22 protein-coding genes and 1 pseudogene are annotated in these 24052 nt (G+C 71.7%); 15 read left to right on the forward strand and 8 right to left on the reverse strand.

Features of this window, described 5'->3' with window-relative positions:
* Positions 1 to 432: 432 nt before the first annotated feature.
* Complete coding sequence (locus ACFVTC_RS15110) at positions 433 to 2457, reverse strand: thioredoxin domain-containing protein (RefSeq protein ID WP_390127008.1); 2025 nt, start codon at positions 2455 to 2457, stop codon at positions 433 to 435.
* 284 nt (positions 2458 to 2741) lie between these two features.
* Between ACFVTC_RS15110 and ACFVTC_RS15115 the strand changes: the two are divergent.
* A pseudogene (locus tag ACFVTC_RS15115) lies at positions 2742 to 2855 on the forward strand (Uma2 family endonuclease); the annotation flags it as partial.
* A 266-nt stretch (positions 2856 to 3121) separates the two neighbouring features.
* Positions 3122 to 6322 (forward strand): tetratricopeptide repeat protein, encoded by a 3201-nt coding sequence (locus ACFVTC_RS15120; protein ID WP_390127010.1) that lies wholly within the window; start codon positions 3122 to 3124, stop codon positions 6320 to 6322.
* Between the two features lie 226 nt (positions 6323 to 6548).
* Here the strand turns inward: ACFVTC_RS15120 and ACFVTC_RS15125 are convergent, their stop codons facing one another.
* The gene (locus ACFVTC_RS15125; RefSeq protein WP_390127011.1) at positions 6549 to 6809 is read right to left on the reverse strand and encodes a hypothetical protein; all 261 of its coding nucleotides are present in this window, start codon (positions 6807 to 6809) and stop codon (positions 6549 to 6551) included.
* Complete coding sequence (mca, locus tag ACFVTC_RS15130; protein WP_390127064.1) at positions 6802 to 7662, reverse strand: mycothiol conjugate amidase Mca; 861 nt, start codon at positions 7660 to 7662, stop codon at positions 6802 to 6804. The genes ACFVTC_RS15125 and mca overlap by 8 nt, the downstream gene beginning before the upstream one ends.
* 202 nt (positions 7663 to 7864) lie before the next feature.
* Here mca and ACFVTC_RS15135 point away from each other — a divergent pair, with 202 nt between their 5' ends.
* Positions 7865 to 8263 carry a DUF4307 domain-containing protein gene (locus ACFVTC_RS15135; RefSeq protein ID WP_168529954.1) on the forward strand — a complete coding sequence of 133 codons (399 nt, stop codon included), beginning with the start codon at positions 7865 to 7867 and terminating at the stop codon, positions 8261 to 8263.
* 178 nt (positions 8264 to 8441) lie between these two features.
* On the forward strand, positions 8442 to 8939 hold the full coding sequence (greA, locus tag ACFVTC_RS15140) for a transcription elongation factor GreA (RefSeq protein WP_356277472.1): 498 nt from the start codon (positions 8442 to 8444) through the stop codon (positions 8937 to 8939).
* 144 nt (positions 8940 to 9083) lie between these two features.
* On the opposite strand, the gene ACFVTC_RS15145 is transcribed toward greA, so the two are convergent.
* The 3 genes from ACFVTC_RS15145 to ilvA form a co-directional block, all read right to left on the reverse strand.
* Positions 9084 to 9929, reverse strand: coding sequence for an ABC transporter permease (locus tag ACFVTC_RS15145; protein WP_168529952.1), 846 nt, complete (start codon positions 9927 to 9929; stop codon positions 9084 to 9086).
* Positions 9926 to 10936, reverse strand: coding sequence for an ATP-binding cassette domain-containing protein (locus ACFVTC_RS15150; RefSeq protein WP_390127012.1), 1011 nt, complete (start codon positions 10934 to 10936; stop codon positions 9926 to 9928). Before ACFVTC_RS15150 ends, ACFVTC_RS15145 begins: the two co-directional genes overlap by 4 nt.
* Positions 10937 to 11179: 243 nt before the next feature.
* Positions 11180 to 12409 (reverse strand): threonine ammonia-lyase, encoded by a 1230-nt coding sequence (gene ilvA, locus ACFVTC_RS15155; RefSeq protein WP_390127013.1) that lies wholly within the window; start codon positions 12407 to 12409, stop codon positions 11180 to 11182.
* 164 nt (positions 12410 to 12573) lie between these two features.
* Between ilvA and ACFVTC_RS15160 the strand changes: the two genes are divergently transcribed.
* The 3 genes from ACFVTC_RS15160 (at position 12574) to ACFVTC_RS15170 (ending at position 14131) form a co-directional block, all read left to right on the forward strand.
* On the forward strand, positions 12574 to 13077 hold the full coding sequence (locus tag ACFVTC_RS15160; RefSeq protein ID WP_168533999.1) for a MarR family winged helix-turn-helix transcriptional regulator: 504 nt from the start codon (positions 12574 to 12576) through the stop codon (positions 13075 to 13077).
* Positions 13078 to 13388: 311 nt separating this feature from the next.
* Positions 13389 to 13886 (forward strand): sigma factor-like helix-turn-helix DNA-binding protein, encoded by a 498-nt coding sequence (locus tag ACFVTC_RS15165; RefSeq protein WP_390127014.1) that lies wholly within the window; start codon positions 13389 to 13391, stop codon positions 13884 to 13886.
* A complete protein-coding gene (locus tag ACFVTC_RS15170; protein WP_211118057.1) occupies positions 13883 to 14131 on the forward strand; it encodes a hypothetical protein in 249 nt (82 codons plus the stop codon). The genes ACFVTC_RS15165 and ACFVTC_RS15170 overlap by 4 nt, the downstream gene beginning before the upstream one ends.
* Positions 14132 to 14183: 52 nt before the next feature.
* Here ACFVTC_RS15170 and ACFVTC_RS15175 read toward each other — a convergent pair whose 3' ends face one another.
* Positions 14184 to 15338, reverse strand: a complete 1155-nt coding sequence (locus ACFVTC_RS15175; protein WP_390127015.1) for a cystathionine gamma-synthase — start codon at positions 15336 to 15338, stop codon at positions 14184 to 14186.
* Positions 15339 to 15491: 153 nt separating this feature from the next.
* Between ACFVTC_RS15175 and ACFVTC_RS15180 the strand changes: the two genes are divergently transcribed.
* From ACFVTC_RS15180 to ACFVTC_RS15210, 7 genes are all read left to right on the forward strand, one after another.
* Positions 15492 to 16610 (forward strand): hypothetical protein, encoded by a 1119-nt coding sequence (locus tag ACFVTC_RS15180; protein WP_390127016.1) that lies wholly within the window; start codon positions 15492 to 15494, stop codon positions 16608 to 16610.
* 122 nt (positions 16611 to 16732) lie between these two features.
* Positions 16733 to 17449 carry a peptide-methionine (S)-S-oxide reductase MsrA gene (gene msrA, locus ACFVTC_RS15185; protein ID WP_390127017.1) on the forward strand — a complete coding sequence of 239 codons (717 nt, stop codon included), beginning with the start codon at positions 16733 to 16735 and terminating at the stop codon, positions 17447 to 17449.
* A gap of 208 nt (positions 17450 to 17657) precedes the next feature.
* Entirely contained in the window at positions 17658 to 18011 is a 354-nt protein-coding gene (locus ACFVTC_RS15190; RefSeq protein ID WP_390127018.1) for a DUF6247 family protein, read from the forward strand.
* Positions 18008 to 18280, forward strand: coding sequence for a hypothetical protein (locus tag ACFVTC_RS15195; protein ID WP_390127019.1), 273 nt, complete (start codon positions 18008 to 18010; stop codon positions 18278 to 18280). Before ACFVTC_RS15190 ends, ACFVTC_RS15195 begins: the two co-directional genes overlap by 4 nt.
* Positions 18202 to 18582 carry a DUF4291 family protein gene (locus tag ACFVTC_RS15200; RefSeq protein WP_390127020.1) on the forward strand — a complete coding sequence of 127 codons (381 nt, stop codon included), beginning with the start codon at positions 18202 to 18204 and terminating at the stop codon, positions 18580 to 18582. Before ACFVTC_RS15195 ends, ACFVTC_RS15200 begins: the two co-directional genes overlap by 79 nt.
* Before the next feature lie 283 nt (positions 18583 to 18865).
* Complete coding sequence (locus ACFVTC_RS15205; protein ID WP_390127021.1) at positions 18866 to 21292, forward strand: SpoIIE family protein phosphatase; 2427 nt, start codon at positions 18866 to 18868, stop codon at positions 21290 to 21292.
* Positions 21293 to 21416: 124 nt separating this feature from the next.
* Positions 21417 to 22211: a hypothetical protein gene (locus tag ACFVTC_RS15210; protein ID WP_390127022.1), complete on the forward strand. Its 795-nt coding sequence runs from the start codon at positions 21417 to 21419 to the stop codon at positions 22209 to 22211.
* A 180-nt stretch (positions 22212 to 22391) separates the two neighbouring features.
* Here ACFVTC_RS15210 and ACFVTC_RS15215 read toward each other — a convergent pair whose 3' ends face one another.
* Positions 22392 to 22775: a VOC family protein gene (locus ACFVTC_RS15215; RefSeq protein WP_390127023.1), complete on the reverse strand. Its 384-nt coding sequence runs from the start codon at positions 22773 to 22775 to the stop codon at positions 22392 to 22394.
* A gap of 107 nt (positions 22776 to 22882) precedes the next feature.
* Here ACFVTC_RS15215 and ACFVTC_RS15220 point away from each other — a divergent pair, with 107 nt between their 5' ends.
* The gene (locus tag ACFVTC_RS15220) at positions 22883 to 23989 is read left to right on the forward strand and encodes a serine hydrolase domain-containing protein (RefSeq protein ID WP_390127024.1); all 1107 of its coding nucleotides are present in this window, start codon (positions 22883 to 22885) and stop codon (positions 23987 to 23989) included.
* The last annotated feature ends 63 nt before the right edge of the window (positions 23990 to 24052 follow it).

Below are 24052 nucleotides of genomic sequence, written 5' to 3' on the forward strand. Positions count from 1 at the left end.
CGCCGACCCGGTACCCGGGGTGCCGTTGCCGAAGACGTGAGTGTCCGAGCAGAAGAGCCGCCTGTCCCGCATCAGGATCATCGGCGTACCCCTCGCAGCCGTGCCCGCCCCCGACCGGGAACGCCTGTCGCCGCTCATCACCGGCACCCACCCGTCGGCGAGCTGGACGTGCCCCGAGCAGAACATGTCCTTCGGCGTGGGGATCACCTTCTACGTGCCGTTCGCCGGGTCGTGGACCGCGCTGGTGGAGGTGCCCGCGACGACGTTCTCCTCGCTGTTGCCGGACCCGGCGATCAGCAGCACCTTGCCGTCGGAAAAGGGCCGGCGAAACGGCAGCGATGAAGGCAGACGTGAGCAACAGATCCCCCCAGATCCCCGAATCCCCCGGGCACGACGGTGTGTCACATCCGCCGTGTCCGGGGGCCAGCCGTTTCAGCCGCTCAGAGCCGTGCGGAGACGGTCGGGATCGGTCGTCGGAGCGTCACAGGTGAAGTTGCGGCAGACGTACGCGGCCGGTTCCCCGTCCACCGTCGGGCGGTCGGCGAGCAGCGGCAGCTCGTCACTTCCCGCGGCGCCCACGGCGACGACGGCACCCGGCGCGGTGCCCAGCAGCGCCGTCCGGTGCAGCGCCCGGGTCATGGCGTCACCGGCCGGTCCCACGACCGCGACCTCGCGCGGCCCGTCGAGCAGTGCCTCCGCGACCGCCAGCCCCCAGCCGACGAAACGGGGAGCACGCGGCCCGAGCGCCTTCACGACACCCAACGCCCGCTCGGCGGCGGCGCGATGAGGCTCGGAACCGGTGTGCGCGGCGTACGAGAGCAGGGCGCCGGCCGCCGCGCTCCAGCCGGAGGGTGTGGCGTTGTCGGTCGGGTCCTGGGGGCGGCGGATGAGCTGCTCCGCGTCGGCCGCGGTGTCGTACAGGCCGCCCGACCCGGGGTCGGTGAACTGCGCGAGCACATGGTCGAGGAGGAACCCCGCGAATTCCAGCCAGACGCCCTCGCCGGTCACGGAGGCCAGCGCGAGGAATCCCTCGGCGACGTCGGCGTAGTCCTCCAGCACCCCCGCGTTCGCGCCCGCCCGGCCGTCCCGGCTGGTACGGGCCAGCCGCGCGCGGTCGTCCATGTGCAGACGGACGAGGAGGTCGGCGGCGCCGATCGCGGCGTCCACCAGGTCCGGGCGGTCGAAGTACGCGCCGGTCTCCGCGAGCGCGGCGACGGCCAGCCCGTTCCACGCGGCGACGACCTTGTCGTCACGGCCGGGCGCCGGGCGCTCCGACCGGGCGGCCAGCAGCAGCCGTCGCACACCTGCCACTTTCTCGCCGTCGAACACCCCTTCCTGCTGGGGGAGTTGCAGCACGGAGGACCCCTCCTCGAAAGTGCCCTCCGCGGTCACCCCGAAGTACTCGGCGGCGAGTTCGGCGTCGTCCCCCAGGACCTCGCGCAGCTGCCCGGGCGTCCACACGTAGTACGCGCCCTCGACGTGCCGGCCGCTCCCGTCGTCGCTGTCGGCGTCGAGCGCGGAGGCGAAACCGCCCTCGGCGGTGCGCAGTTCACGCACCATGAAGTCGGCGGTCTCCAGGGCGATCCGGCGGGCGAGCTCGGACCCGGTGGCGCGCCAGAGGTGCGCGTAGACACGGCACAGCAGCGCGTTGTCGTACAGCATCTTCTCGAAGTGGGGAACCACCCACTCACGGTCGACGGAGTACCGGGCGAACCCTCCGCCGAGCTGGTCGTAGATGCCGCCGCGCGCCATCCGTTCACAGGTGTCCCGCGCCATCTGGAGGGCGCCCTCGGAGCCGGTGCGGGCGTGGTGGCGGAGCAGGAACTCCACGACCATGGACGGCGGGAACTTGGGCGCCCCGCCGAATCCGCCGAGGCTCGCGTCGTACTCCCGGGTGAGCCCGAGCAGGGCCCCGGCCAGCTCCTCCTCGCCGGGCACTTGGTCGTCCCCGAAGCTCATCTCGCGCCCGGCGAGGTCCCGCGTGATCTTCTCCGCGACCTCGGCGACCTCCTCGCGCCGCTCGGTCCAGGCGCCGTGCACGCCCTCCAGGATCTGGCGGAAGCCGGGCATGCCGTGGCGGGGAGCGGGCGGGAAGTACGTCCCGAAGTAGAAGGGCTCGGCCTCGGGCGTCAGGAAGACGGTCATGGGCCAGCCGCCCTGGCCGGTGGCCGCCTGCACGGCCTCCATGTAGACCGCGTCGACGTCCGGGCGCTCCTCGCGGTCCACCTTGACGCTCACGAAGTGCTCGTTCAGATACGCGGCCGTCGTCTCGTCCTCGAAGGACTCGTGTGCCATGACGTGACACCAGTGACATGCCGAGTAGCCGACCGACAGCAGAACGGGTACGTCACGCCGCCGCGCTTCCTCGAAAGCCTCCGGCGTCCAGGGCCACCAGTCGACCGGATTGTCAGCGTGCTGAAGGAGATAAGGCGAGGTCACACCAGCCAACCGGTTCATACGGCCCAGCCTCTCACAACGGCCGGCCCCGTCGGCGAGGCCCGCATGGACTCCGCCTCGCCCGGCCGAACCGCACTCGTGTGCCCGCACGTGGGGGACGAGGCGGGCACGGTGGCCTCCCGCGGTCTGGCGTTCTCGCGCATCGGGCGCCCCGGCACCACAGGACAGTAGGCCGGGCCCGGCAGCGCCGGACCCGTCGGGGCTCCTCGAAGGAAGTACACCGTGACCGCCGGGACGGTGGCGCCCGCGTGGATGCGTACGCAGATCAGCGCGGAGCGGTACGGCTCCTGGTCGCCGAGGTCGTGCCGCCCGGCTCGGAGACCATCGACCGGATCGTGAAGGTGGACCGGTACGCCAAGGCCGGCGTCCCCTTCCACCGGCGTGCCGAACAGGCCGCCGCGCCCTTCTCCGGCACCGTCGGCCTGGGAGCCGTCCGACAGCGCTGGAAGATCGTCCCGGCCCCGCGCTCCCTTCGGCATCCCACCCCCTTCTCGATCTCCGGGGCGGGGTTCACGCTTCCGCGCTTCCCCGCCGTCCGGCACGGCGGGGAAGCGCCACTTCACCGGGCGCGTCCCGCCCTCCGGTGATCGCGGCCCTCTCGCGCTCACGGCTCCTACCAACGACACTGGGCCGCAAAGGAGTTGCCGCCGGAGGGGGACGTTACATGCGGGACAGCCACCGGGCGGAGGCCGAGCGGCTGCTGGCCCGGGCCGTCGAGGAAGAGGTACGGCGCTCGGGCGGACGTACGGACGGGACCGTGCTCCTGTCACGGGCCCGCGCCGAGCTCGACACCCTGGGCCGGGCCGCCGATGAGGAGTACGGGGCCTACACCCGCGCCCTCGACGCGGCGGACGCCGGCCGGCTGACGTTCGCACAGCGCTACGCCCGGGAGGGCGCCGGAACTCCGCTGCTGGTGGCGGCCGTCGCCGCGGTCGCCGCCTGCGCGGCCGACCTGGCGCTGGGCACCGGCGCGGGCATCGCGCTCGGCGCGGGAGCGACGGTCGCGGTGGTGGCCGCGGCGACCACCGTGCTCAAGGTGACGGCCTCCCACGTGCCCGCCGCGAGCCGCCGGGCCGGAGCGCTGGGCCGGCCCGGCGGTCCCGAGCAGCTGCGCCTGCAGTGGCTGACCGCCCTGGACGTCCGCGGCATCCGCCCCTTCCTCGACCAGCAGCGGGTGGTCAGCGCCTCCGCGGGCGCCAAACAGGGTGCGCCGCAACTGCGCCGCACGGACAAGAGCGCGGCCGCGCGCCGGCGCAGCGTGCTGGAGCAGTCGTTCGGGCAACTGCCCGAGCCGGCCGGTCCGTTCGCGGGGCGCCGGACCGAGCTGGCGCGGGTCGCCCAGTGGGTGCACGCGGCACGCGCCGGCACGGAGTCGAAACCGACGGTGGTGGTGCTGCACGGCGCGCCCGGCTCCGGCCGCAGCACCCTCGCGATCCGGGCGGCGCACAGCCTGCGGGACCAGTTCCGGGGCGCGTGCGTGGTGGACCTGCGCGGCGACAGCACCGACGAGGCGCCCCTGACCACCCGCGACGCCCTCCTCCACCTCCTCAACCGGCTCGGCGCACCCCGGGAGCAGCTCCTCTTCCGTGAGCGTTCCTCACCGGACCAGCAGGTCAGACGCCTCGGCGAGCTGTATCACCAGCATCTGACGGGCCTGCCGGTCACGATCGTGCTCGACGACGCCTCCGACGCCGAACAGGTGCGCGCCCTGGTCCCGGAACGCTCGGAGAGCCTGGTCCTGGTCACCGCCCGTACGGCACTCGACCTGCCCGCCGACCTCCCCGCCTGGGTGCACCAGCTCCCCGTCGAGGCGCTCGACGCGGCGGGCGCCGAGGAGCTGCTGAACGCGGCGTCCCAGGACGCGTCGGACCCGTACGACGCCGAAGCCTCCGACCAGGTGCGGGAGCTGTGCGGCGGTCTCCCGCTGGCGCTGCGACTCGCCGGCTCCTCGCTCGGCCCCCGCACTTCGCGCGGGCTGGCCGCCGACCTCGGGGCGTACGGTCCCGTGGAGCCCGTCGAGCGGGCGCTGTGGCTGCGTTACACGGACCAGACCGACGCGGCACGACGGCTGCTGCGCCGCCTCGCGCTGGCCGGCCGGGCCTCGCTGGGCACCGCGGCGGCCGCGTCCCTGCTGGCGACGGACGAACCGGAGGCCACCCGGCACCTGACGGCGCTGGCGCGGGCGGGCCTGATCGACCATGTCCGCGGCAGCCGCTACCGCCTGCACGGCCTCGTCCGTGCCTTCGCCCAGGCACGGCTGCTGGACGAGGAGGAACCCTCCGAGCGGACGGCCGCGCAGGAACGCCTGATCGTGAACTACGCCGAGCTGGCGGACTCCGTGATCCGGCTGGTGGACGGCAAGACGTCCACCCGGGCCGACCAGTTCGGCCCGCACGGGTTCACCTCCCTCGACGCGGCCCTGCGCTGGCTGGACGACGAGTCGAGCTTCATCACGGCGGCGCTGCGGCACGCGGAGGGCGTGGACCAGGCGGCCGTACTGCACCTGCTGGGCGCGCTGTGCGACTACTGCCTGCTGCGCGGCGACCTCTACCGCCTGGGCGAGATCAGCGAGCTGACGCAGGCGGTCGACCAGGGGCTGCTGGTCCGCTCGGTCCAGTGGCGCACCGGCATCGCGGCCCGCCAGCTCGGCGAACTGGACAAGGCCCACACCACCCTGTCGTCCGTGGTGAACCTCTACTTCGAGGCGCACCACGACGCGGGCGCGGCCCGCGCCCTGTGCTCGCTCGGTATCACCCTGCACCACCAGGGCAACCTCACCGAGGCCGCGGCCAGACTCCAGGAGGCCATGGACCTGCAGGTCTCCCCCGACCTCGCGGCGGACCGCGCCTGGACCATGCACGCGCTGGCCGCGGTGGAACGCGACCGCGGCCGGATCGCCACGGCCCTGACCCTGCTCACCGAGGCCCTGGTCCTGCACCGCGAGGGCGAGTCCGTGCACGGCGAGGCCTGGGCCCACTTCCAGCTCGGCCAGCTGGGCCTGCGCATGGGCGACGTACCGCGCGCGGAGCGGGAGCTGCGCGAGGCCCTCGATCTGTACGGACGCACCCGCGACGCCCGCGGCGAGGCCTGGGCGCTGACCCAGCTGGCCCGCGCCCGCCTCGTCGACGGCGACCCGTCCACCGCGGTCACGGGCCTGCGCCAGGCGGCGTCCCGGCACCGGGAGAACGAGGACGCGCGCGGGGAGGCCTGGACGGTGTACTACCTGGGCCAGGCGCTGGAGGAAACCGGCGACCTGGACCGGGCGGTCCGTGAACTGGAGCGCTCCCGCTCGATGTTCTCCCGGATGCGGGACGTCTACGGGCTTGCGTGCGCGCGCCACCACTCGGCCCGCGTCACCCGCGACCAGCGCGCCGCCCAGACCGGCTCGCTGCGCAACTCGGGCTTCGCCCGCCAGCTGCTGGTGGACGCGCGGGCCGACTTCCACCGCATCGGCGTGGCGCACGGCGAGGCGTGGACGTGCCTGGAGCTGGCGGTGGTCGACGCCGGCAACGCCCGTACGCCGCAGGCCCTCGCGCTGTGCGACGAGGCGGCCGGCCTCTTCGCCTCCTACGGCGACCGGCGGGGCGAGGACTGGGCGAGGTTCCTGAGGTGCACGCTGCTGCCGTACGCGTCCGCGGGCGGCCTGGAGGTGGGCAGCGCCGTCGCCCTGGAGGAACTGGCCCAGCTCGCGCGCTCCGGCCACCCCTCCCGCGACGGGAAGCTCGACGACTACGTCGAGGCGTACCAGCTCCTGCTGGAGCGGGGGGCCGACCTGGACGCGGGATGGCAGGCCTGGCGTCTGCGGATGGTGCCCAGCCGGCACGCCCGGGAGGTCATGGGGGTGTCGGTCGGGCGGGTCTCTTAGGGCCGGGTGCCGATCGGGGGCGGGGAAGAACGTCCGTCGCGCGGTCCGTTCGGGGAGAGGCCCGGGGCACGGGGAGTACGGGGTACGGGTCATCGTCTCGGCGACGGTGTCCACGCGTGCGGACGTCCTCGTCCGCGGGAGCGGCCGCGCGGGTGCGCACCCCGGCCTTCCGTGGCCGGAGTACGCCCCTCCGCCGCCGTCCCCGCGGACCGCTCGCGACGGGGGTTCAGCCCTTCGCGGGGGTGGCCTTCCCGCCCACCGGGCCGCCGGTCCCCTTGCCGGTGGCCGCGGTGTCCTTGGCCACGTCCTCCTCGAAGGTGACCTTGCCGAGTCGGCGGTTCATGGACTTCATCAGACCCCACACGGCCAGGGCCATCACCGCGAAGACGATGAAGCCGAGGACGCCGGGGGTGACCTTGTTCTCGTCGACCTCCTTGGCGAGGGGGACGAGGTGCGTCAGTGCCAGGCTTGCGCTCATGTCAGGCATTGTCGCGGATGCCCGCAAAGAGGTCGTCCTCGGGGAGGGAGGTATCGACGAGGGACGTCGCGAGCTCGTACTCCTCGGTCGGCCAGACCTCCTTCTGGATCTCCATGGGGACCTTGAACCAGCCGCCGTCGGGGTCGATCTGGGTGGCGTGCGCGATCAGCGCCTTGTCCCGGATCTCGAAGAACTCGGCACACGGGACATGCGTGGTCAGCGTGCGCTCGGTGCGCTCGAACTCGCTCCAGCGCTTCAGCCAGTCCGCGTACGGCGACTCCAGGCCACGGTCGAGCAGCGCGTTGTGCAGCGCCTCGGTGCGCGGGCGGTTGAAGCCCTGGTTGTAGTAGAGCTTCCGCGGCTGGAAGGCCGGGCCGTACTCGGACTCCGGGTACTTCTCGGTGTCCGCCGCGCCCTCGAACGCCACCATCGAGATCTTGTGCGTCATGATGTGGTCGGGGTGCGGGTACCCGCCGTTCTCGTCGTAGGTGGTGATCACCTGGGGACGGAACGTGCGGATCTGCTTGACGAGCTCGCCGGCCGCCTTGTCCACGTCCTCGAGCGCGAAACAGCCCTCGGGCAGCGGCGGCAGCGGGTCGCCCTCGGGCAGGCCCGAGTCGACGAAGCCGAGCCATTCCTGCTTGACGCCGAGGATCTCGCGGGCCTCGTCCATCTCCTTCTTGCGTACCTCGTGGATGTGCTCCTCGATGTACGTGTCGCCCTGGAGCTTCGGGTTCAGGATGGAGCCGCGCTCCCCGCCCGTGCAGGTCACGACCAGCACGTCCACCCCCTCGGACACGTACTTCGCCATGGTGGCCGCGCCCTTGCTCGACTCGTCGTCGGGGTGGGCGTGCACGGCCATCAGTCGCAGCTGGTCAGTCAAGACTCAATCCTCGGTCAGTCGGCTGTCGCCTGGGTCGGCTGTCGGCGCCCGGCGTGAATCAGCGCGATGGGCGGCTTCTATAGTGACGGAATCGGGGGGCGAATAATTCCGGGGCCCGGTCCCCGGGCCCCTCCCAGGACCTCGGCCATGCCCCGGTCCCGGCCCTGCCGAGAGGACGATCATGAGTACGGCGCGCACGCAGCTGCCCGAGGGCCGGTACGGCCGCTCCGCGGACGAGCGGGCCGACCGGAAACTCCGGATCCTCGGCAGCGTACTGGGGGTCGCCCTGCTCGCCCTGATCGGCTGGTTCGCGTACTACTACGTCGGCGAGAACAAGATCAGCGCCCAGGTGATCACCTTCGACGCCTCGGCCGACTCGGTCCAGGTGCACCTGGAGGTGCACAAGGACGCGAAGGCCCACGGCTACTGCACCCTCCGCTCGCAGAGCGCCGACGGCGCGGAGGTGGGCCGCGCGGACTTCCGCTTCGACCAGGACGCCTCCCGCATCGACAAGGTCGTCACGCTCCGTACGACCTCCCGCGGCAGCACGGCGGAGCTCCTCGGCTGCCACGCCGGCTGACATCGCCGGTCAGCTCAGCCGCGATACCGGCCCTGACCTGGCTTGACGTAATTCTGATGTCTTATGTCCTCCCCCTTGAGCCGCTGAATTGTTAGGCTCGTGGTTTCGCCCACCCGTGAAAGAACATGCTTCTGGGTAGGGCGATGCTTTGTATTCCCAGTACCTACGAGGAGCACCTGTGACCCAGACCAGCGAGAACGTCACCTGGCTGACCCAGGAGGCGTACAACCAGCTCAGGGCCGAGCTGGAGTACCTGTCTGGTCCCGCGCGCACGGAGATCGCCGGCAAGATCGCGGCCGCGCGCGAGGAGGGCGACCTGCGGGAGAACGGCGGGTACCACGCGGCCAAGGAGGAGCAGGGCAAGCAGGAGCTCCGTGTGCGCCAGCTGACCCAGCTCCTGGAGAACGCCAAGGTGGGCGAGGCCCCCGCGGCGGACGGTGTGGTCGCCCCCGGCATGGTCGTCACCATCGCCTTCGACGGCGACGAGGACGACACGCTGGACTTCCTGCTCGCCTCGCGCGAGTACGCCAGCGCCGACATCGAGACGTACTCGCCGCAGTCCCCCCTGGGCTCCGGCGTGAACGGCAAGAAGGTCGGCGAGGACGCCCGGTACGAGCTGCCGAACGGCAAGCCCGCCTCGGTGAAGATCCTCAAGGCCGTGCCCTACCAGGGCTGAGCCCCCCACCGGGCACGGCCGAACCCCGGTCCCGGAACCTTCGCTCCGACGGTGCCCCCGGCCCACGCCGGGGGCACCCTCATGTCCGGTCCCCTGTCACCAGGGCCCCGGTCGCCGACCCGCCGACCCGGTCCGCCGGTTCGGTCACGCCGTGGCGGACCGGTACTTGCGTACGGCCAGCGTCCGGAAGACCAGGATGATCAGGACCGAGTAGATCAGCGAGGCCCAGACGGGATGCTGCATGGGCCACGCGTCCGACGGGGACAGCCCCGGATTCCCGAAGAGCTGGCGGCATGCCTGCACCGTGGCGCTGAACGGGTTCCAGTCCGCGACATGGCGCAGCCAGGGGGTCATCCTGCTGGAGTCCACGAACGCGTTCGAGACGAACGTGATCGGGAAGAGCCAGATGAGCCCGCCGGACGTGGCCGCCTCGGGGGTGCGCACGGAGAGGCCGATGAGCGCGCCGATCCAGGTGAACGCGTACCCGGTCAGGAGCAGCAGGGCGAAGGCGCCGAGCACCTCCCCGACGTTGGTGTGGGTGCGCCAGCCGACCAGCAGGGCGACGACGGCGAGCACGAACAGGGTGAGGGCCGTCTGCACCAGGTCGGCGAGCGTACGGCCGGTCAGGACCGCGCCGCGCGCCATCGGCAGGGAGCGGAACCGGTCGATGAGGCCCTTGTGCATGTCGTCGGCGATGCCCGCGCCGGCGCCCGCGGTGGCGAAGGTGACGGTCTGCGCGAAGATGCCCGCCATCAGGAACTCGCGGTAGGTGGAGGGGTCCGTGCTGCCGCCGATGTTCATGGAACCGCCGAACACGTACGAGAACAGCACCACGAACATGATCGGCTGGATGAGCCCGAAGATCAGCATCTCGGGGATCCGGGACATACGGATCAGGTTGCGCTGGGCGATGACCAGGGAGTCGCGCACGGACTGGCCGAGGATTCCCTTGGGGACCGCCACGGGGGCGGCGTCTGTCACGGCACTCACTTCACGGACTCCTTCTTCGCCTTGCGGCCCTTCGCGTCCGCGGCCTCGTCGTGCTCCTCTTCCTTCACCTCGGCCACATGGCCCGTGAGGGAGAGGAAGACGTCGTCGAGCGTGGGCCGGCGCAGGCCGATGTCGTCGATCTCGATACCGCGGGTGTCCAGCTCGCGGATGACCTCCGCGAGGAGCTTCGCGCCACCGGTGACGGGGACGGTGAGCTTGCGGGTGTGCTCCTCGACGGTGCTCTCGCCCTTGCCGAAGCCGCGCAGCACCCCGGCGGCGGTCGCCATGTGCTCGCGCTCGTGCACGACGACCTCGACGCGCTCGCCGCCGGTCCGCGCCTTGAGCTCGTCGGCGGTGCCGCGCGCGATGACACGGCCCTGGTCCACCACGCAGATGTCGTGCGCGAGGTGGTCGGCCTCCTCCAGGTACTGGGTGGTCAGCAGGAGCGTCGTACCGCCGGAGACGAGCTGCTTGATGACCTCCCACAGCTGCTGGCGGTTGCGCGGGTCGAGGCCCGTCGTCGGCTCGTCCATGAACATCACGGGCGGCGAGACGACCAGCGCGGCGGCCAGGTCGAGCCGGCGGCGCATGCCGCCCGAGTAGGTCTTCGCGGGGCGGTCGGCCGCGTCCGTCAGATGGAACTGTTCGAGCAGCTCGACGGCCCGCCCCTTCGCGGCCCTGGACCTCATCTGGTAGAGCCTGCCGACCATCTGGAGGTTCTCGCGGCCGGTCAGGTACTCGTCGACCGCGGCGAACTGTCCGGACAGGCCGACCCTGCGCCGTACCTCGTCGGGGTGTTTGAGCACGTCGACACCGGCGACGATCACCTTGCCGCTGTCGGGTCGCAGCAGGGTCGTCAGGCAGCGGACGGCGGTGGTCTTGCCCGCGCCGTTCGGCCCCAGGAGGCCCAGGACGGTGCCCTCGGGTACATCGAGGTCGACGCCGTCCAGAGCCTTTACGTCACCGAAGGTCTTGACCAGACCCTCGGCGTAGATGGCGCCTGGCATGTGAGTTCTCCACCTCTTTGGGGATTTTCACGCTGAGTTCAGCTGATTTCTTGTTGGATCCAGCGAGATCTTGGGGTTTCTTGTGGCTTCCGCCGATTCATCCGCACAGGCCCGTGCCCGCTACGCTCCGTCGCGCAGGGCGGACGGAAGACACACCGTAACGCGATGTATCGCGTTGCTCAACAGTTTTTTCCGGGGGACGACGAGAGGGTGTCCGACCCGGCCCGGGACCTGCCTTCGACCTCAGTCGATGACCGTGTAGCCCGCCTCGCGCAGGGCGCGGCCGACCTCGGCGCAGTGCTCCGGACCCTTCGTCTCCAGGTGCAGCTCGACCTCCACCTCCGTGAGCCCGAGCCGGGGATCGGTTCGCACGTGGCTCACGTCGAGGACGTTAGCGTCCGCCACTGACAACACCCCGAGAAGTGTGGCGAGGGCTCCGGGACGGTCCGTCAGCCGCAGCGTGACCGCCAGGTAGCGGCCGCTCGCCGCCATGCCGTGCCGCAGGATGCGCTGCATCAGCAGCGGGTCCACGTTTCCGCCGGACAGCAGTGCCACGACCGGCCCCTCGAAGGTGTCCGGCTCCTGCAACAGCGCCGCCACCGGGCTCGCGCCGGCCGGTTCGACGACCAGCTTCGCCCGCTCCAGACACAGCAGCAGCGCGCTGGAGAGGCTGTTCTCGGAGACGGTGCGCACCTCGTCCACGAGGTCACGGATGATCTCGAACGGCACGTCTCCCGGCCGTCCGACCTTGATGCCGTCGGCCATCGTCGCCGGGTTCGCGACCGGCACCGGCCGACCCGCCGCCAGCGAGAGCGGGTACGCCGCGGCGCCCGCCGCCTGCACTCCGACGATCCGCACGTCGGGGCGGATCGACTTCACCGCGACCGCGACACCCGCGGCCAGCCCGCCGCCACCGATCCCGACGACAATGGTGCGCACCTCCGGGCACTGCTCCAGGATCTCCAGACCCACCGTGCCCTGGCCCGCGATGATGTCGGGGTGGTCGAAGGGGTGGATGAACACCGCTCCCGTGGCGGCCGCGTACTCCTGGGCGGCGGCCAGCGTCTCGTCGACCACCTGACCGTGCAGCCTCACCTCCGCGCCGTAGTCGCGGGTGGCCGCGACCTTCGGCAGCGGGGCCCCGGTCGGCATGAAGACCGTCGAACGCACGCCCAGCAGCGAGGACGCGAGGGCCACCCCCTGCGCGTGGTTCCCGGCGCTCGCCGCGACCACACCGGCCGCGCGCTCCTCCGGCAGGAGCCCCGCGATCCGCACGTACGCGCCACGCAATTTGAACGAACCGGTGCGCTGGAGGTTCTCGCACTTGAGGTGCACGGGGGCGCCGACCAGCTGGGACAGGTACCTGCTGCCCTCCATCGCGGTCATCCGCGCCACGCCCGACAGCATCTTCTGGGCACCGCGTACGTCGTCCGACGTCACCCTGGGCAAGGAGTCAGTCGTGCTGTAGCTCATGACCACCAGTCTCGCAGTTCACGCATGGGGGCTCCTTGTGTGACCACCCTCCGAGACTGGTTTCCGCAGCGCCGGTACGACCCGCCTCCCAGCCGCGTACCCTGTCCCCCAACCCAGCTCCCCACGCATGAATTGAGCCCCCGGCCATGCCCACAACACCAGAGATGTCGATGGACATGACGACCGTCGGTGACACCGGTCTTCTCGAAACGCTGCAGCACGAGGTCGCGGTGTTCGCGCGCCGTGCCGAACAGACCCGGCTCGGCGGGGTGGGGCAGGTGCGCAACTCCATGGACCGCGCCGCGTACCTGCTGCTCAACCGCCTCGACAAGGAAGGCCCGATGGGCGTCAAGGCGCTCGCCGCGAGCATGGGCATCGACTCCTCGACGGTCACCCGGCAGGTGGCGCCGCTGGTCGACACCGGCCTCGTCAAGCGCACCTCGCACCCGGAGGACGGTCGCGCCGTGGTGCTCCAGCTGTCGCCGCGCGGGCACGCCCGCCTCGAGGAAGTGCGCTCCTCCAGGCGCCAGTTGATGGCCGAACTGACGGACGACTGGGAGCCGCAGGAGCGCGAGGTCTTCTGCGCGCTCCTCATGCGCTTCAATGGCGCGCTCTCGGCCCGGATGGCCACCACGGGAGTGGCGTCGCCGGACCGGCCGACGTCCTGACGCCTTCCCCTCACCCGCCGCCTCCCCCTGGGCGTCCCCTCCCCCGGCTCCCCGGCATCCGCGCCTCGTCCCGGTCTCCCGGGACTCCGCGAACCTTCCGGAGTCGCGCCGGCACCCGGAGTCCCGCGCCCGCGCCGCCCCCGCACGCGCGTACCGCGCGCCGCGCACGCGCGCGTGATGTGCGCCGGGCTCTTGACCGGAAGGCCACGTCTGGCCTCATATGAGACCGGGCTCCTGTCGCACACGGTGCGGGCTGTCGTACGTGGCCGGAGCCACATTCCCCTCAGGGTCGCCCTCGGGCGGGAGGCGTGTTGCGAGAACGGCGTGCGTCCCAAGGCGCCCGCCGGGCCCGGGAGTTCGAGGCATTCGTCACGGGCGCGGCAGGGCGGCTGCTGCATGCCGCCACGCTGCTCACGGCGGAACCTCCGGAGGCCAACCCGCGCGCGCGGCGCCTGCTGACGCTGGCGCTGGCCCACACGTACGCCTCCTGGGACCGGCTGCGTGGCGAGGACCCGTACGACCGGGCCCGCCAGCACCTCGCCGTGCGCTTCGCACGCGGCGCCTGGCACCAGTACGGAGGCTTCGGGCGGACCCGCCCCGCCCCCGGCGGGGCCCTGGCGCGGCTGACACCCCAGGAACGGCTGATCCTGGTCCTCAGGCTGTACGAGGGTATCGCCGAGGAACAGGCGGCGGCCCTGCTCGGGCTGCCCACGGAACGCGTGAGAGCGGTCTGCGCCCGCGCGACGGCGACCCTGCTCCACCCGCCGCGCGGGCCGGCCCCGGCGGTGGTGGAGGTGGCGCCCTCGTGACCCTGCACGAGCGAGAGACGGCCGTACGGCGGCTGCTGGAGCGAACGCCGCCCAGGGTGCCGCCCGATCTGTACACGGAGGCCGTGCGCCTCGGGAGTCGCATGCTGCGCCGCAGGACGCTGGCGCGGCGCCTGATGTGGCTGCTGCTGTTCGCGGCGACCGTGGCCTTCGTCGTCTGGGCTGCGACGGCCCGGCCCTGGGTGGAGCCGCCGTCCCAGACGACCCCACCGCTGACGGACTGGTGACCGGCGCGGGACGGACGGTGATCCGGCCGTCCCGCCGTTGACCGGCCGGCTCCTAACCGAGGGCCTGCTGCAGGTCCTGGAGCAGGTCGTCGACGTTCTCGATGCCCACGGAGAGCCGGACGAGGTCGCCCGGTACCTCCAGGGCCGAGCCCACCACGGACGCGTGCGTCATCCGCCCCGGGTGCTCGATCAGGGATTCGACGCCCCCCAGGGACTCGCCGAGCGTGAACACCTTGGCGCGGTTGCAGACCTCGACCGCCGCCTCCTCGCCGCCCTCGACCTGGAAGGAGACCATGCCGCCGAACGCCCGCATCTGCTTGGCCGCGACCTCATGACCGGGGTGGTCCGGCAGGCCCGGGTACAGCACCCGCGTCACGCGCGCGTGCCGGGTGAGCATGTCGGCGACCTTCGTGGCGTTCTCGCTGTGCCGGTCCATGCGCACCGAGAGCGTCTTGGCGCCGCGCAGCACCAGCCAGGAGTCGAAGGGCCCGGCGACCGCGCCCATCGCGTTCTGGTGGTAAGCCAGCTCCTCGCCGAGTTCCTGGTCGCCGGTGATCAGCGCGCCGCCGACGACGTCCGAGTGTCCGCCCATGTACTTGGTGAGGGAGTGCACGACGACGTCCGCGCCGAGCGCGAGCGGCTGCTGGAGATAGGGGGTGGCGAACGTGTTGTCGACGACGAGACGGGCGCCCGCCTCGCGCGCGATCTGCGCCACCGCGGTGATGTCGGTGATGCCGAGGAGGGGGTTGGAGGGGGTCTCGACCCAGATCGCCTTGGTCTTCGGGGTGAGGGCGGCCCGTACGGAGTCGGCGTCGCTGGTGTCCGCCACGGACCATTCCACGCCCCAGCGCGAGACGACCTTCGCGAAGAGGCGGAAGGTGCCGCCGTAGGCGTCGTCGGGGATCACCACGTGGTCGCCGGGGCTCAGCAGCGTACGCAACAGGCAGTCCTCGGCCGCCAGTCCGGACGCGAACGCGAGGCCGCGGCGACCGCCCTCCAGGGCGGCGAGGTTCTCTTCCAGGGCGGTCCTGGTGGGGTTGGCGCTGCGGCTGTACTCGTAGCCGCCGCGCAGCCCGCCGACGCCGTCCTGCTTGTAGGTCGAGACCTGGTAGATCGGCGGGACGACCGCGCCGGTCAGGGGATCGGCGGTGTTGCCCGCGTGGATCGCGAGGGTCTCGAAGTGCTGACTGATGTGCCTGTCGCTCATGGGTCCCGAGCGTAGTGCGCCCGCGGGACTGGTGAGGGCCCACGCCTCCGCACGGTCGCCACGCGCCGACCCGGAGGCCCGCGCGGGGCAGCCGGCCGGGCCCCCTTCCGACCGGGTTGGCCAATTGTCGGACCCGTCTGGTTCGCTTGAGACATGCAAATTCTCTGGGTCCTGATGGCACTGGCCCTGTTCAGCCTGGTCCTGCTGCCGGTCCTCAGGCGTCGGCGCGCCGGTATTCAGCTGGTCTCGCCCGGCGACCCGGACGCCGCGGACCCGGCGAACTACGGATTCCTGCGCCAGGAGGAGCTGGACATCCGCATGCCGGGCCCGGACGCGGATCTCCTCGACGTCCTGGACGTGGTGCAGCACACGCAGGACTACCGCGCCGCCGCGCAGCTCCTGGCCGGCACGGAGACCGCGGGCGAGACGCGCTGGCAGCGGGTGCAGGCCTTCGCGGGCGCCGCGTCGCTGGAGCTGCAGCAGCGCCCCGGCGGGGTCAGTGAGACGCCGGGCGGGCAGTGGCTTCGCGTGTGGCGGGCCGAGACCCCCAAGGACGCGGGCGGCGCGGCGGTGCACGCGGAGTTCCTGGTGCAGCAGGCGTGGCGGACGTCGACGCCGGGCACGGACGAGTTCCGGATCATCATGGAGGAGGCGAGGTCGGCCTGCGGCGAGGCGGCGCTGCTCACCCCCGGTGACCCGATCCCGTACATCATCGAGCTGTCGGTGGCCCGGGGTCTCGCCTATCCCCAGGCGGAGTTCGAGAAGCTGTGGCTGAAGATCCTGGACCGCGCGCCCTCCCACATGGGCGCGCACCTGGCGGCCCTCCACTACTGGTGCGAGAAGTGGCACGGCTCGCGTGAGGTGGCGTACTCGTTCGCGGAGGCCGCCGCCGCCCGCGCCCCGCACGGCTCCCTGCTCGCGGCCATGCCGCTCTTCGCGGTCTTCGAGCACCTGCCCGAGGTGAACCTGGTCCGCAGCTTCTATCAGAGCGAGGTCGTCACCAAGGCGGTCCACGGCGCGCTCTTCGCGGTGCACGCGGCCCGCCCGGACGACCCGATGCTCGCGCACGTCCGCCACCTCCTGGTGCTCTTCCTGGTCCGCGGTGAGCGGTGGGCGGAGGCCATGAACCAGCTGGTGCACGTCGACGGCCACGTCGGCGCACTCCCCTGGACCCTCACATCCGACCCGGCGGCGGACTACGCGGTGTACCGCGCGCTGGCGGTGGCCGGGTACGAGGCGAACGGGGGCAGTCCCGCGTCCCTCCCCCGCTGAGCGGGGCACCACGCGAGCGCCGGGAGCCCCGGCCGGAACGGAATGCCGGCCGGGGCTCCCGCGTTGTAGGCGGCGGACCCCACCCCCCTCGGCCTCGTGCCCCCGTGACCCGTGGAGACCGCATGTTCCCGTACAGCCGCACCCCTCAGCTCCCGACCGCCGAGCAGGCCCTGTCCGGCCGGTCCGAGCCGATCTTCACGGTCCCCGGCCGGCACACGGTCCTCGGCACCACCCTCCTCGGCCCCTACCCCGAGGGCCTGGAGATCGCCGACTTCGGCCTGGGCTGTTTCTGGGGCGCCGAGCGCAAGTTCTGGCAGTTGCCGAAGGGTGTGTACACGACGCTCGTCGGCTACCAGGGCGGCTTCACCGAGAACCCCACGTACGAGGAGGTCTGCTCGGGCCTGACCGGCCACACGGAGGCCGTCCGCGTGGTCCACGACCCGGCCGAGGTCTCGTACGAGGAGCTCCTGAAACTCTTCTGGGAGTCCCACGACCCGACCCAGGGCTTCCGCCAGGGCAACGACTCCGGCACGCAGTACCGCTCCGCCGTCTACACCCACACCCCCGCCCAGGCAGCCGCCGCGCGAGCCTCCCGCGATGCCTACCAGAAGGCCCTCACCCGCTCGGGCCACGGCACGATCACCACGGAACTCCTCCCGGCGGAGGGCCGCACCTTCTATCCGGCGGAGGCGTACCACCAGCAGTATCTTCACCGCAACATAGACGGTTACTGCGGGATCGACGGGACGGGGGTCAAGCTCGGTGACCCGTTCGGGACGAACCGGGGGGCGTCCTGCCCGACGGGGATCGCTCCTGTCCAAGAGGCCACAGAACGGTAGGTCTGCAAGCTCGCGCCGACTGGTCCGGCTGTACGGGGTGTTCAGTCCCGGGCGATGGATAGGCTCATGGACCCGTGCAGAGATCTTCACCCCCGGGCCGGTCCGTGCGAAAGCTGAATCGCTTCTGCCTCACTCGTTCGAGCGGAGCGAAAATGCTCGTGCCCGATAGGCTGAGGCGTGGGACAGAATCGCGCCCATGGGAGCATCCATGACCACCCCAGCCGCTGAGCAACCCCTCATCCCCCAGCCGCCCGCGACGGTCGCCACGCTGAGGCAGGCCGTCAGTCAGATCGCGCCCGCCTCGCTCCCCGCCTTCACGCGGGAACTGGACCAGGCCGCCGACCAGTCCCGGCAGGGGTCCGATCTGGCCCCTCTCCGGCGATTCATCACCCAGTGGGCCATCTATGTCCACATCCAACGCCAGCCCGGCCTGGCTGCGGATTTCCGCCGCTGGGAGGACGCCGCTGAAGCGGGCGACGCCGTGCAGGCACGGCAGGCCGCCGCCGAGATCGGACGGCTTCTCGAGGAAGCCCACGCGGCCGTCGGTCTCTCGACCCGGTGAGTCCGGACTGGCACTGGGAATACGACCCTGATCACGACCACGTGGCGGGCGGCCTCCCGGTCTACGTCGTGGCGGAAGTCGAACGCCTGGCCGACCAGCTCGTCGAGCTCGCCAGTACGGGAGTCGACATCAGTGATCTCGGCAACGGCCCAAGACCGGGCGGTCTACGTCGTATGGACGCGGCCGGCGGATGGTTCTACTTCCTCGTCGCCCCGCGCGCCCCACTCGTCATCATCGTCCGTATCGTGCCCCCGTTCGACGCCTTGTAGCGATTGCGCCAGCGCTCTCTCCCTCAAAGAGCTGTCGGGGACGAGACCGGACAGCGGCTTCCGACGCCGTGGCCGACATGGCCCGACAGTCGCAAGAGGTTCGTGAGCGCGGCTTGGCATGGATCAAGCCGTCCTTTCCGTGGATGACGTATCGCCGCGGGTGGGCGGCGAAGGCCGGTCAGGAGGCTGTCCTGGCCATCGGGATCACCCGCGACGGCTTGCGGGACCGGTGTCTCGTGCCCGACAGGCGTGCCCGAGGCGGACGGCTGAACTCCTCCCGCTGGACGTCGCGACGGCATTGAACGTGCTGACCGGACCCCTCAGGCCCGGGTGACCGGCGCGTGTGGTCGCGGCCGCGTGACGGTCGCCCGGTCCGGCGGCCGTGGCGTCGATCGTCACCGGCGTGGCGCCACGGCCAGGTCGTCCCCCGGGACAACGAACGTGATCACCCCCCGTCGCCCGCACCGTCGCCCGCACCGAGCGTCGCCCTGTCGCTCCTGCCGGACCACCGGCCGAGTCGACGGGAGAGTCGCGAACGGAGACCGCTGGGAGGAACATCGAAGTCACGTAGGCAAGGTGGTGGCCATGGGGATGCCGTCGATGCATTTCAGCGAGAGCCCCGAAGATCCGTTCGCCCTCGAACGCGGCGCCTCGGCCGTGCTCGACCATCGGGGCGCCGTGGTCGGCTGGAGCGCACGTGCCCGGGACCTGCTGGGCTATCCGGCCAAGGAAGTGCTCGGACGGGCGTGGCAGGACCTCCTCGTGGACGCCCGTGACCTGCCGATCGTGCGATCCGTCGTCGTGGAGGCCATGAGGACGGGCGGCTGGTTCGGGGTCCTGCCCGTGCGGCACCGCGACGGGCAACGGGTGGAGATGGGTTTCCGGGCCCGCGCGATCACCCGGGACGGGGACGCTCAGGAGTGGTTCCTGGTCGGCGCCCCCGCCGCGGAGGTCATCGCCTGGCAGCGGGACCGCGCGCTGCTCGACGGCCTGTACCACCGGTCCCCGATCGGCCTGGTGGTCCACGGCACGGACACCAAGGTGATCCGGGTCAACCGCGCGATCGAAAAGGCGAGCGGTGTCCCGGCCGAGGCGCCGGTGGGCCGTCGCCCTCGCGAATTCATGGTCGACGAGGACGCGGGTCCGGCCGAGGAACGGGTACGGCACGTCCTGGAGACCGGCGAGCCGTTGATCTTCACGGAGCAGTCGGCCCGCGCACGCCATGATCCGGGCCGGGAACGGATCGTTTCCGTCTCGGCGTTCCGGATGGAAGACCCCGCGGGCCGGGTTCTCGGCGTGGCCGAGACGATCGAGGACGTGACCGACCGCCACCGGGCCCGGCGCAGGCTCGCCCTGATGAACGAGGCGGGCGCCCGGATCGGAACCTCACTGGACGTGGCGCAGACCGCCCGGGAGCTGGCCGAGGTGGCCGCCGACGGCCTGGCCGACTACTGCTCGGTCGACCTTCTCAAGCCGGTGACACTTGGTGACGAGCCCCGCCCCGGTGTGACAGGCGCCCTGCTCCGCGTAGCCCTGTCGCCCCCGGAACGCCGGGTCCCGTACCAGGAGGGCGAGGTGGTCCCGCTCCTCCCGGGCTCCCCGCAGGCGCGGTGCCTCACCGAGCGTCGCCCGATTCTCGAACGGCTGCTGTCCCTCCGGCCCGAGTGGTACGCCATGGACCGGCGGCGGATCGAGATCGCCATGGGTCTCGGCGTCCACTCGCTGATCGTGGTGCCCCTGGTGGCTCGCGGCCTGGCCCTGGGCGTGGTGAGCCTGTGGCGGGTCCGTCATTCGGAGCCCTTCGAGGACGACGATGCCGCGGTGGCCCACGAGCTTTCCTCGCGTGCGGCCGTCTGCATCGACAACGCCCGCCGCTTCACCCAGCAGCAGAGCGCCGCGCTGACTCTGCAGCGCAGTCTGCTGCCGAGCGCCGCGTCCGACCTGCCGGCTGTCGAGGTGGCCTGCCGGTACCTCCCGGCGAGCGGTGAACCGGGCATCGGCGGTGACTGGTTCGACGTCATCCCGCTGTCAGGGGCCCGCGTCGCACTCGTCGTGGGTGACGTGGTCGGCCACGGGATCCACGCCGCGGCCTCCATGGGCCGCCTGCGCGCCGCCGTGCGCACCCTGGCCAGCCTCGACCTGGAACCGGACGAGGTGGTGGCGCGGCTGGACGACTTGGTCAGTCTGCTGTCCACCGAGCTGGAGGCGAACACCGACGGCGGGTCCGCGGTGGAACAGATACTCGGGGCCACCTGCGTCTACGCGGTCTACGATCCGGTCTCCCGGCGCTGCTCCCTGGCACGCGCCGGTCACCCGGCACCGATGGTGTCCACCCCGGACGGCGAGGTGACCGTGCTCGACCTGCCCGCCGGTCCGCCGCTGGGGCTGGGCGGGCTGCCGTTCGAGACGTACGAGCTCGACCTCCCCGAGGGCAGCCTGCTCACGCTCTACACCAACGGTCTTCTGGAGGCGCGCAACAGCGACATCGACGCCGCGCTGGAACGCCTGCACGAATGTCTCACCCACACCGACGATTCCCTGGACGACACCTGCCGCTCCGTGGTCGAGGCGCTGCTGCCGAAGGAACGCCTCCCCACCGACGACGTCGCGCTGCTCATCGCCCGAACCCGCGTGCTGCCGCCCGGGGATGTCGCCACCTGGCAGTTGCCGGTGGAAGCGACCGCCCCCGCCCGGGCCAGGGAGCTGACCACGGCGAAGCTGACCGAATGGGGGCTCGCGGACATGGCCTTCACCACCGAACTGGTCGTCAGCGAGCTCGTCACCAACACCTACCGTTACGCGGACGGCCCCGTCACCCTGCGCCTCATCCGTACGCACTGCCTGATCTGTGAGGTGTCGGACGCCAGCCACACCTCCCCGCACCTCCGACGGGCCCTCAGCACGGACGAGGGCGGACGCGGGCTCTTCCTGGTCGCGCAGCTCACGGAGCGGTGGGGCACCCGCTACACCCACGACGGCAAGACCGTCTGGACCGAACAGCCTCTGCCTTAGGCGAGGACCCGGGTCCTCGGCTCAGCGTCCACCTCTGAGACAGCTCGGGTGTGCGGACGGGTCCTGTCGTGATCACGGCGCCGGATCTCGCCCGGTGATCACGGATCCGTTAGCCTCTCGGTCCATGTCTGACCTGCGCGATCCTTCCAGTGCGACCATCGACGCGATAGTCGATCACGTCGGCCGCTCGACGCTTCCCTTCCAGCGAGCCCACCGGGAGGAACAGCACGCGACAGCCTTCTGGTTCAACGAACTCGTGGAGAAGACCTCCGAGGGCGAGGTCATCCGGCAGTACCTCGTGACCGCCGGTGAACCGGCGCGAGTGGAGCTGGCGGAGTTCACCCTGCGCCCTGAACTCTGCGCACCCGTGATGAGCGCTCAGAAGCTGATGATGCTCGACTTCGCGGAGGGGTGGACGCATCTCGGTGATCTGGGGGTGGCGGTCATGCCGTCCACCGGGCTGCACGCGCACGGCGCCCGCAAGGGCTGGCACTGGACGACCGACGAGATCACCGACGGCATCGCAGCCACGGAACAGGACATCGCCGGCCTCGGTGAGCCGCCGGTCCCGGCCTACCTGCTGGGTCACGTCACCGACGGGGACACCCCTAGGGAGCAGGCCGTCGTGATCGGGCAGATCACACGCGCGGGCGACGGCGTCATCCGGTGGATCGGGGACCTGCCACAAGGGTGCGTGGGCGCACCGGTGTTCATCGGAGCGCCCCTCGGTGACAACAGTTTCAAGCTGGTCTGCGTCGGAGTGACGCTGCCCTCCGGCGACCATCACACCGTTGCCCCCTTCGACCGCATCCGCGCCGCCCTGGCCGCCGTCCCGCCCAACAGCACGTCGGCTCCGCACGAGGCCGTAGCCACGCCTCGGGCAGCCGAACCGAAGCGGCGCTGGTGGCGGCGCGGCTGACCCGCACCGCGCACCGTCAGGCTCACGACCACGCTCGACCGGCTTGAACACCGCTGAAGGGGAGGGTCGTGAACGTCGACGGGGCCCGCCGGCCAATCCGGGCACCCTTGGTCACAGAGGCCGGGCGCCCTTGGTCACAGAGGCCGGGCACCCGTGGTCACAGGGGCCGGGCGCCCGTGGTCACAGGGGCCGGAGCCGGGTGCGCAGGAGGCAGAATTCGTTGCCCTCCGGGTCGGCCAGGACGTGCCAGCTCTCGGTGCCGCTCTGGCCGACGTCGACGGGCGTGGCGCCGAGCGCGAGCAGCCGCTCCAGCTCGGCGTCCTGGTCGCGGTCGGTGGCGTTGACGTCGATGTGCAGTCGGAGCTTCCCGGTCCGCGGCGCGCTGCTGGGGCTGAGGACGAGGGTGGGCTGCGGGCCGCCGAAGCCGGCGTCGGGCGGCCCGATCTCGACGCTTCCGTCGTCCTCACGGCCGAGTTCGACGTAGCCGAGGACCTCGCTCCAGAAGGCGGCGAGCCGGTCGGGGTCGGCGACGTCGATGACCAACTCGCTGATGCGGCATGCCATGCCGGTCAGTGTACGAAGAGGGGCCCCGCGCGGCGTGCGTCGGGCCGAGTGTCCGCCGCCCGGGAATTCGGTTGCCCCGCCGGGCCGTCGGGGGCTAGAAACCAGGCATGGCCGACATCCAGGGCTCGTACGACGACCTGTTCACCGCCGTGCCCAGCGCGCTGTCCGCGTTGCTGGACGAAGGGGACGCCGGCGCCTCGGTGGCCGTCTTCGTGGACGGCGAACCGGTGGTGGACGTCTGGGGCGGGTTCGCCGACTCGGAGCGCACGATTCCGTGGCAGCGGGACACGATCACCAATGTCTGGTCCGTCACCAAGACCATGACCGCGCTCTGCGCGCTGGTCCTGGCCGACCGTGGCGACCTCGACCTGGCCGCGCCGGTCGGCCGGTACTGGCCCGGATTCGCCAGGGCGGGCAAGGAGAAGGTGCTGGTACGGCACCTGCTCGGGCACACCGCGGGCCTGCCCGACTGGGACGGGCCGGTCGAGGACCTCTACGACTGGCCGTCCGCCACGGCACGGCTGGCCGCACAGACTCCGCAATGGGAGCCGGGAAGCACGGCCGGGTACCACTCGCTCACCCAGGGGTTTCTCGTGGGCGAGGTCGTGCGCCGGATCACCGGCCGCAGCCTGGGCGAGTTCTTCGCGGAGGAGGTGGCCGGGCCGCTGGGCGCCGACTTCCACATCGGGCTGCCGGCCGAGCACGACCACCGGGTCGCGCTCGCGATCCCGCCGGCTTCCCGGGACGAGGACTACGTCGCGGGCTCGTCCAGCGGCAAGGCGCCTCCCACCACCGCCACCCGTGTACGCCTCCGTGACGGCAACAGTGTGGCCTGGCGTCGTGCGGAGATCCCCGCGGCGAACGGAGTCGGCAACGCCCGCTCGGTCGGCCTCGTGCAGTCGGTGATGGCCTGCGGAGGAACGGTGCGCGGGACGCGACTGCTGTCGCGGGCGGGCTGTGACCGTGCGAGGCAGGAGCAGTTCAGCGGCGAGGACCGCGTCCTGGGCATGCCCATCCGGTGGGGTCTGGGCTACGGGTTGTTCGACCAGACCTACGGATGGGGCGGTTGGGGTGGCTCACTGGTCGTGATCGACCCCGAGGCCCGTATGACGGTGGCCTACGTGACGCATCAGATGCGCGAGCCCGCGGAGGACAACCGGGGGCTGGAGATGGTGATGGCCGCCTACGACGGGCTCAAGGGTCTGCGGGCCTGATCCGACGACGGACGAGGCGCGAACCGGCGGCACGGGCGCACGGCGGAACCACCGGCGGTACCG

Origin of the sequence: Streptomyces sp. NPDC057950 (assembly GCF_042887295.1) — a bacterium.
Taxonomy (GTDB): domain Bacteria; phylum Actinomycetota; class Actinomycetes; order Streptomycetales; family Streptomycetaceae; genus Streptomyces; species Streptomyces kaempferi.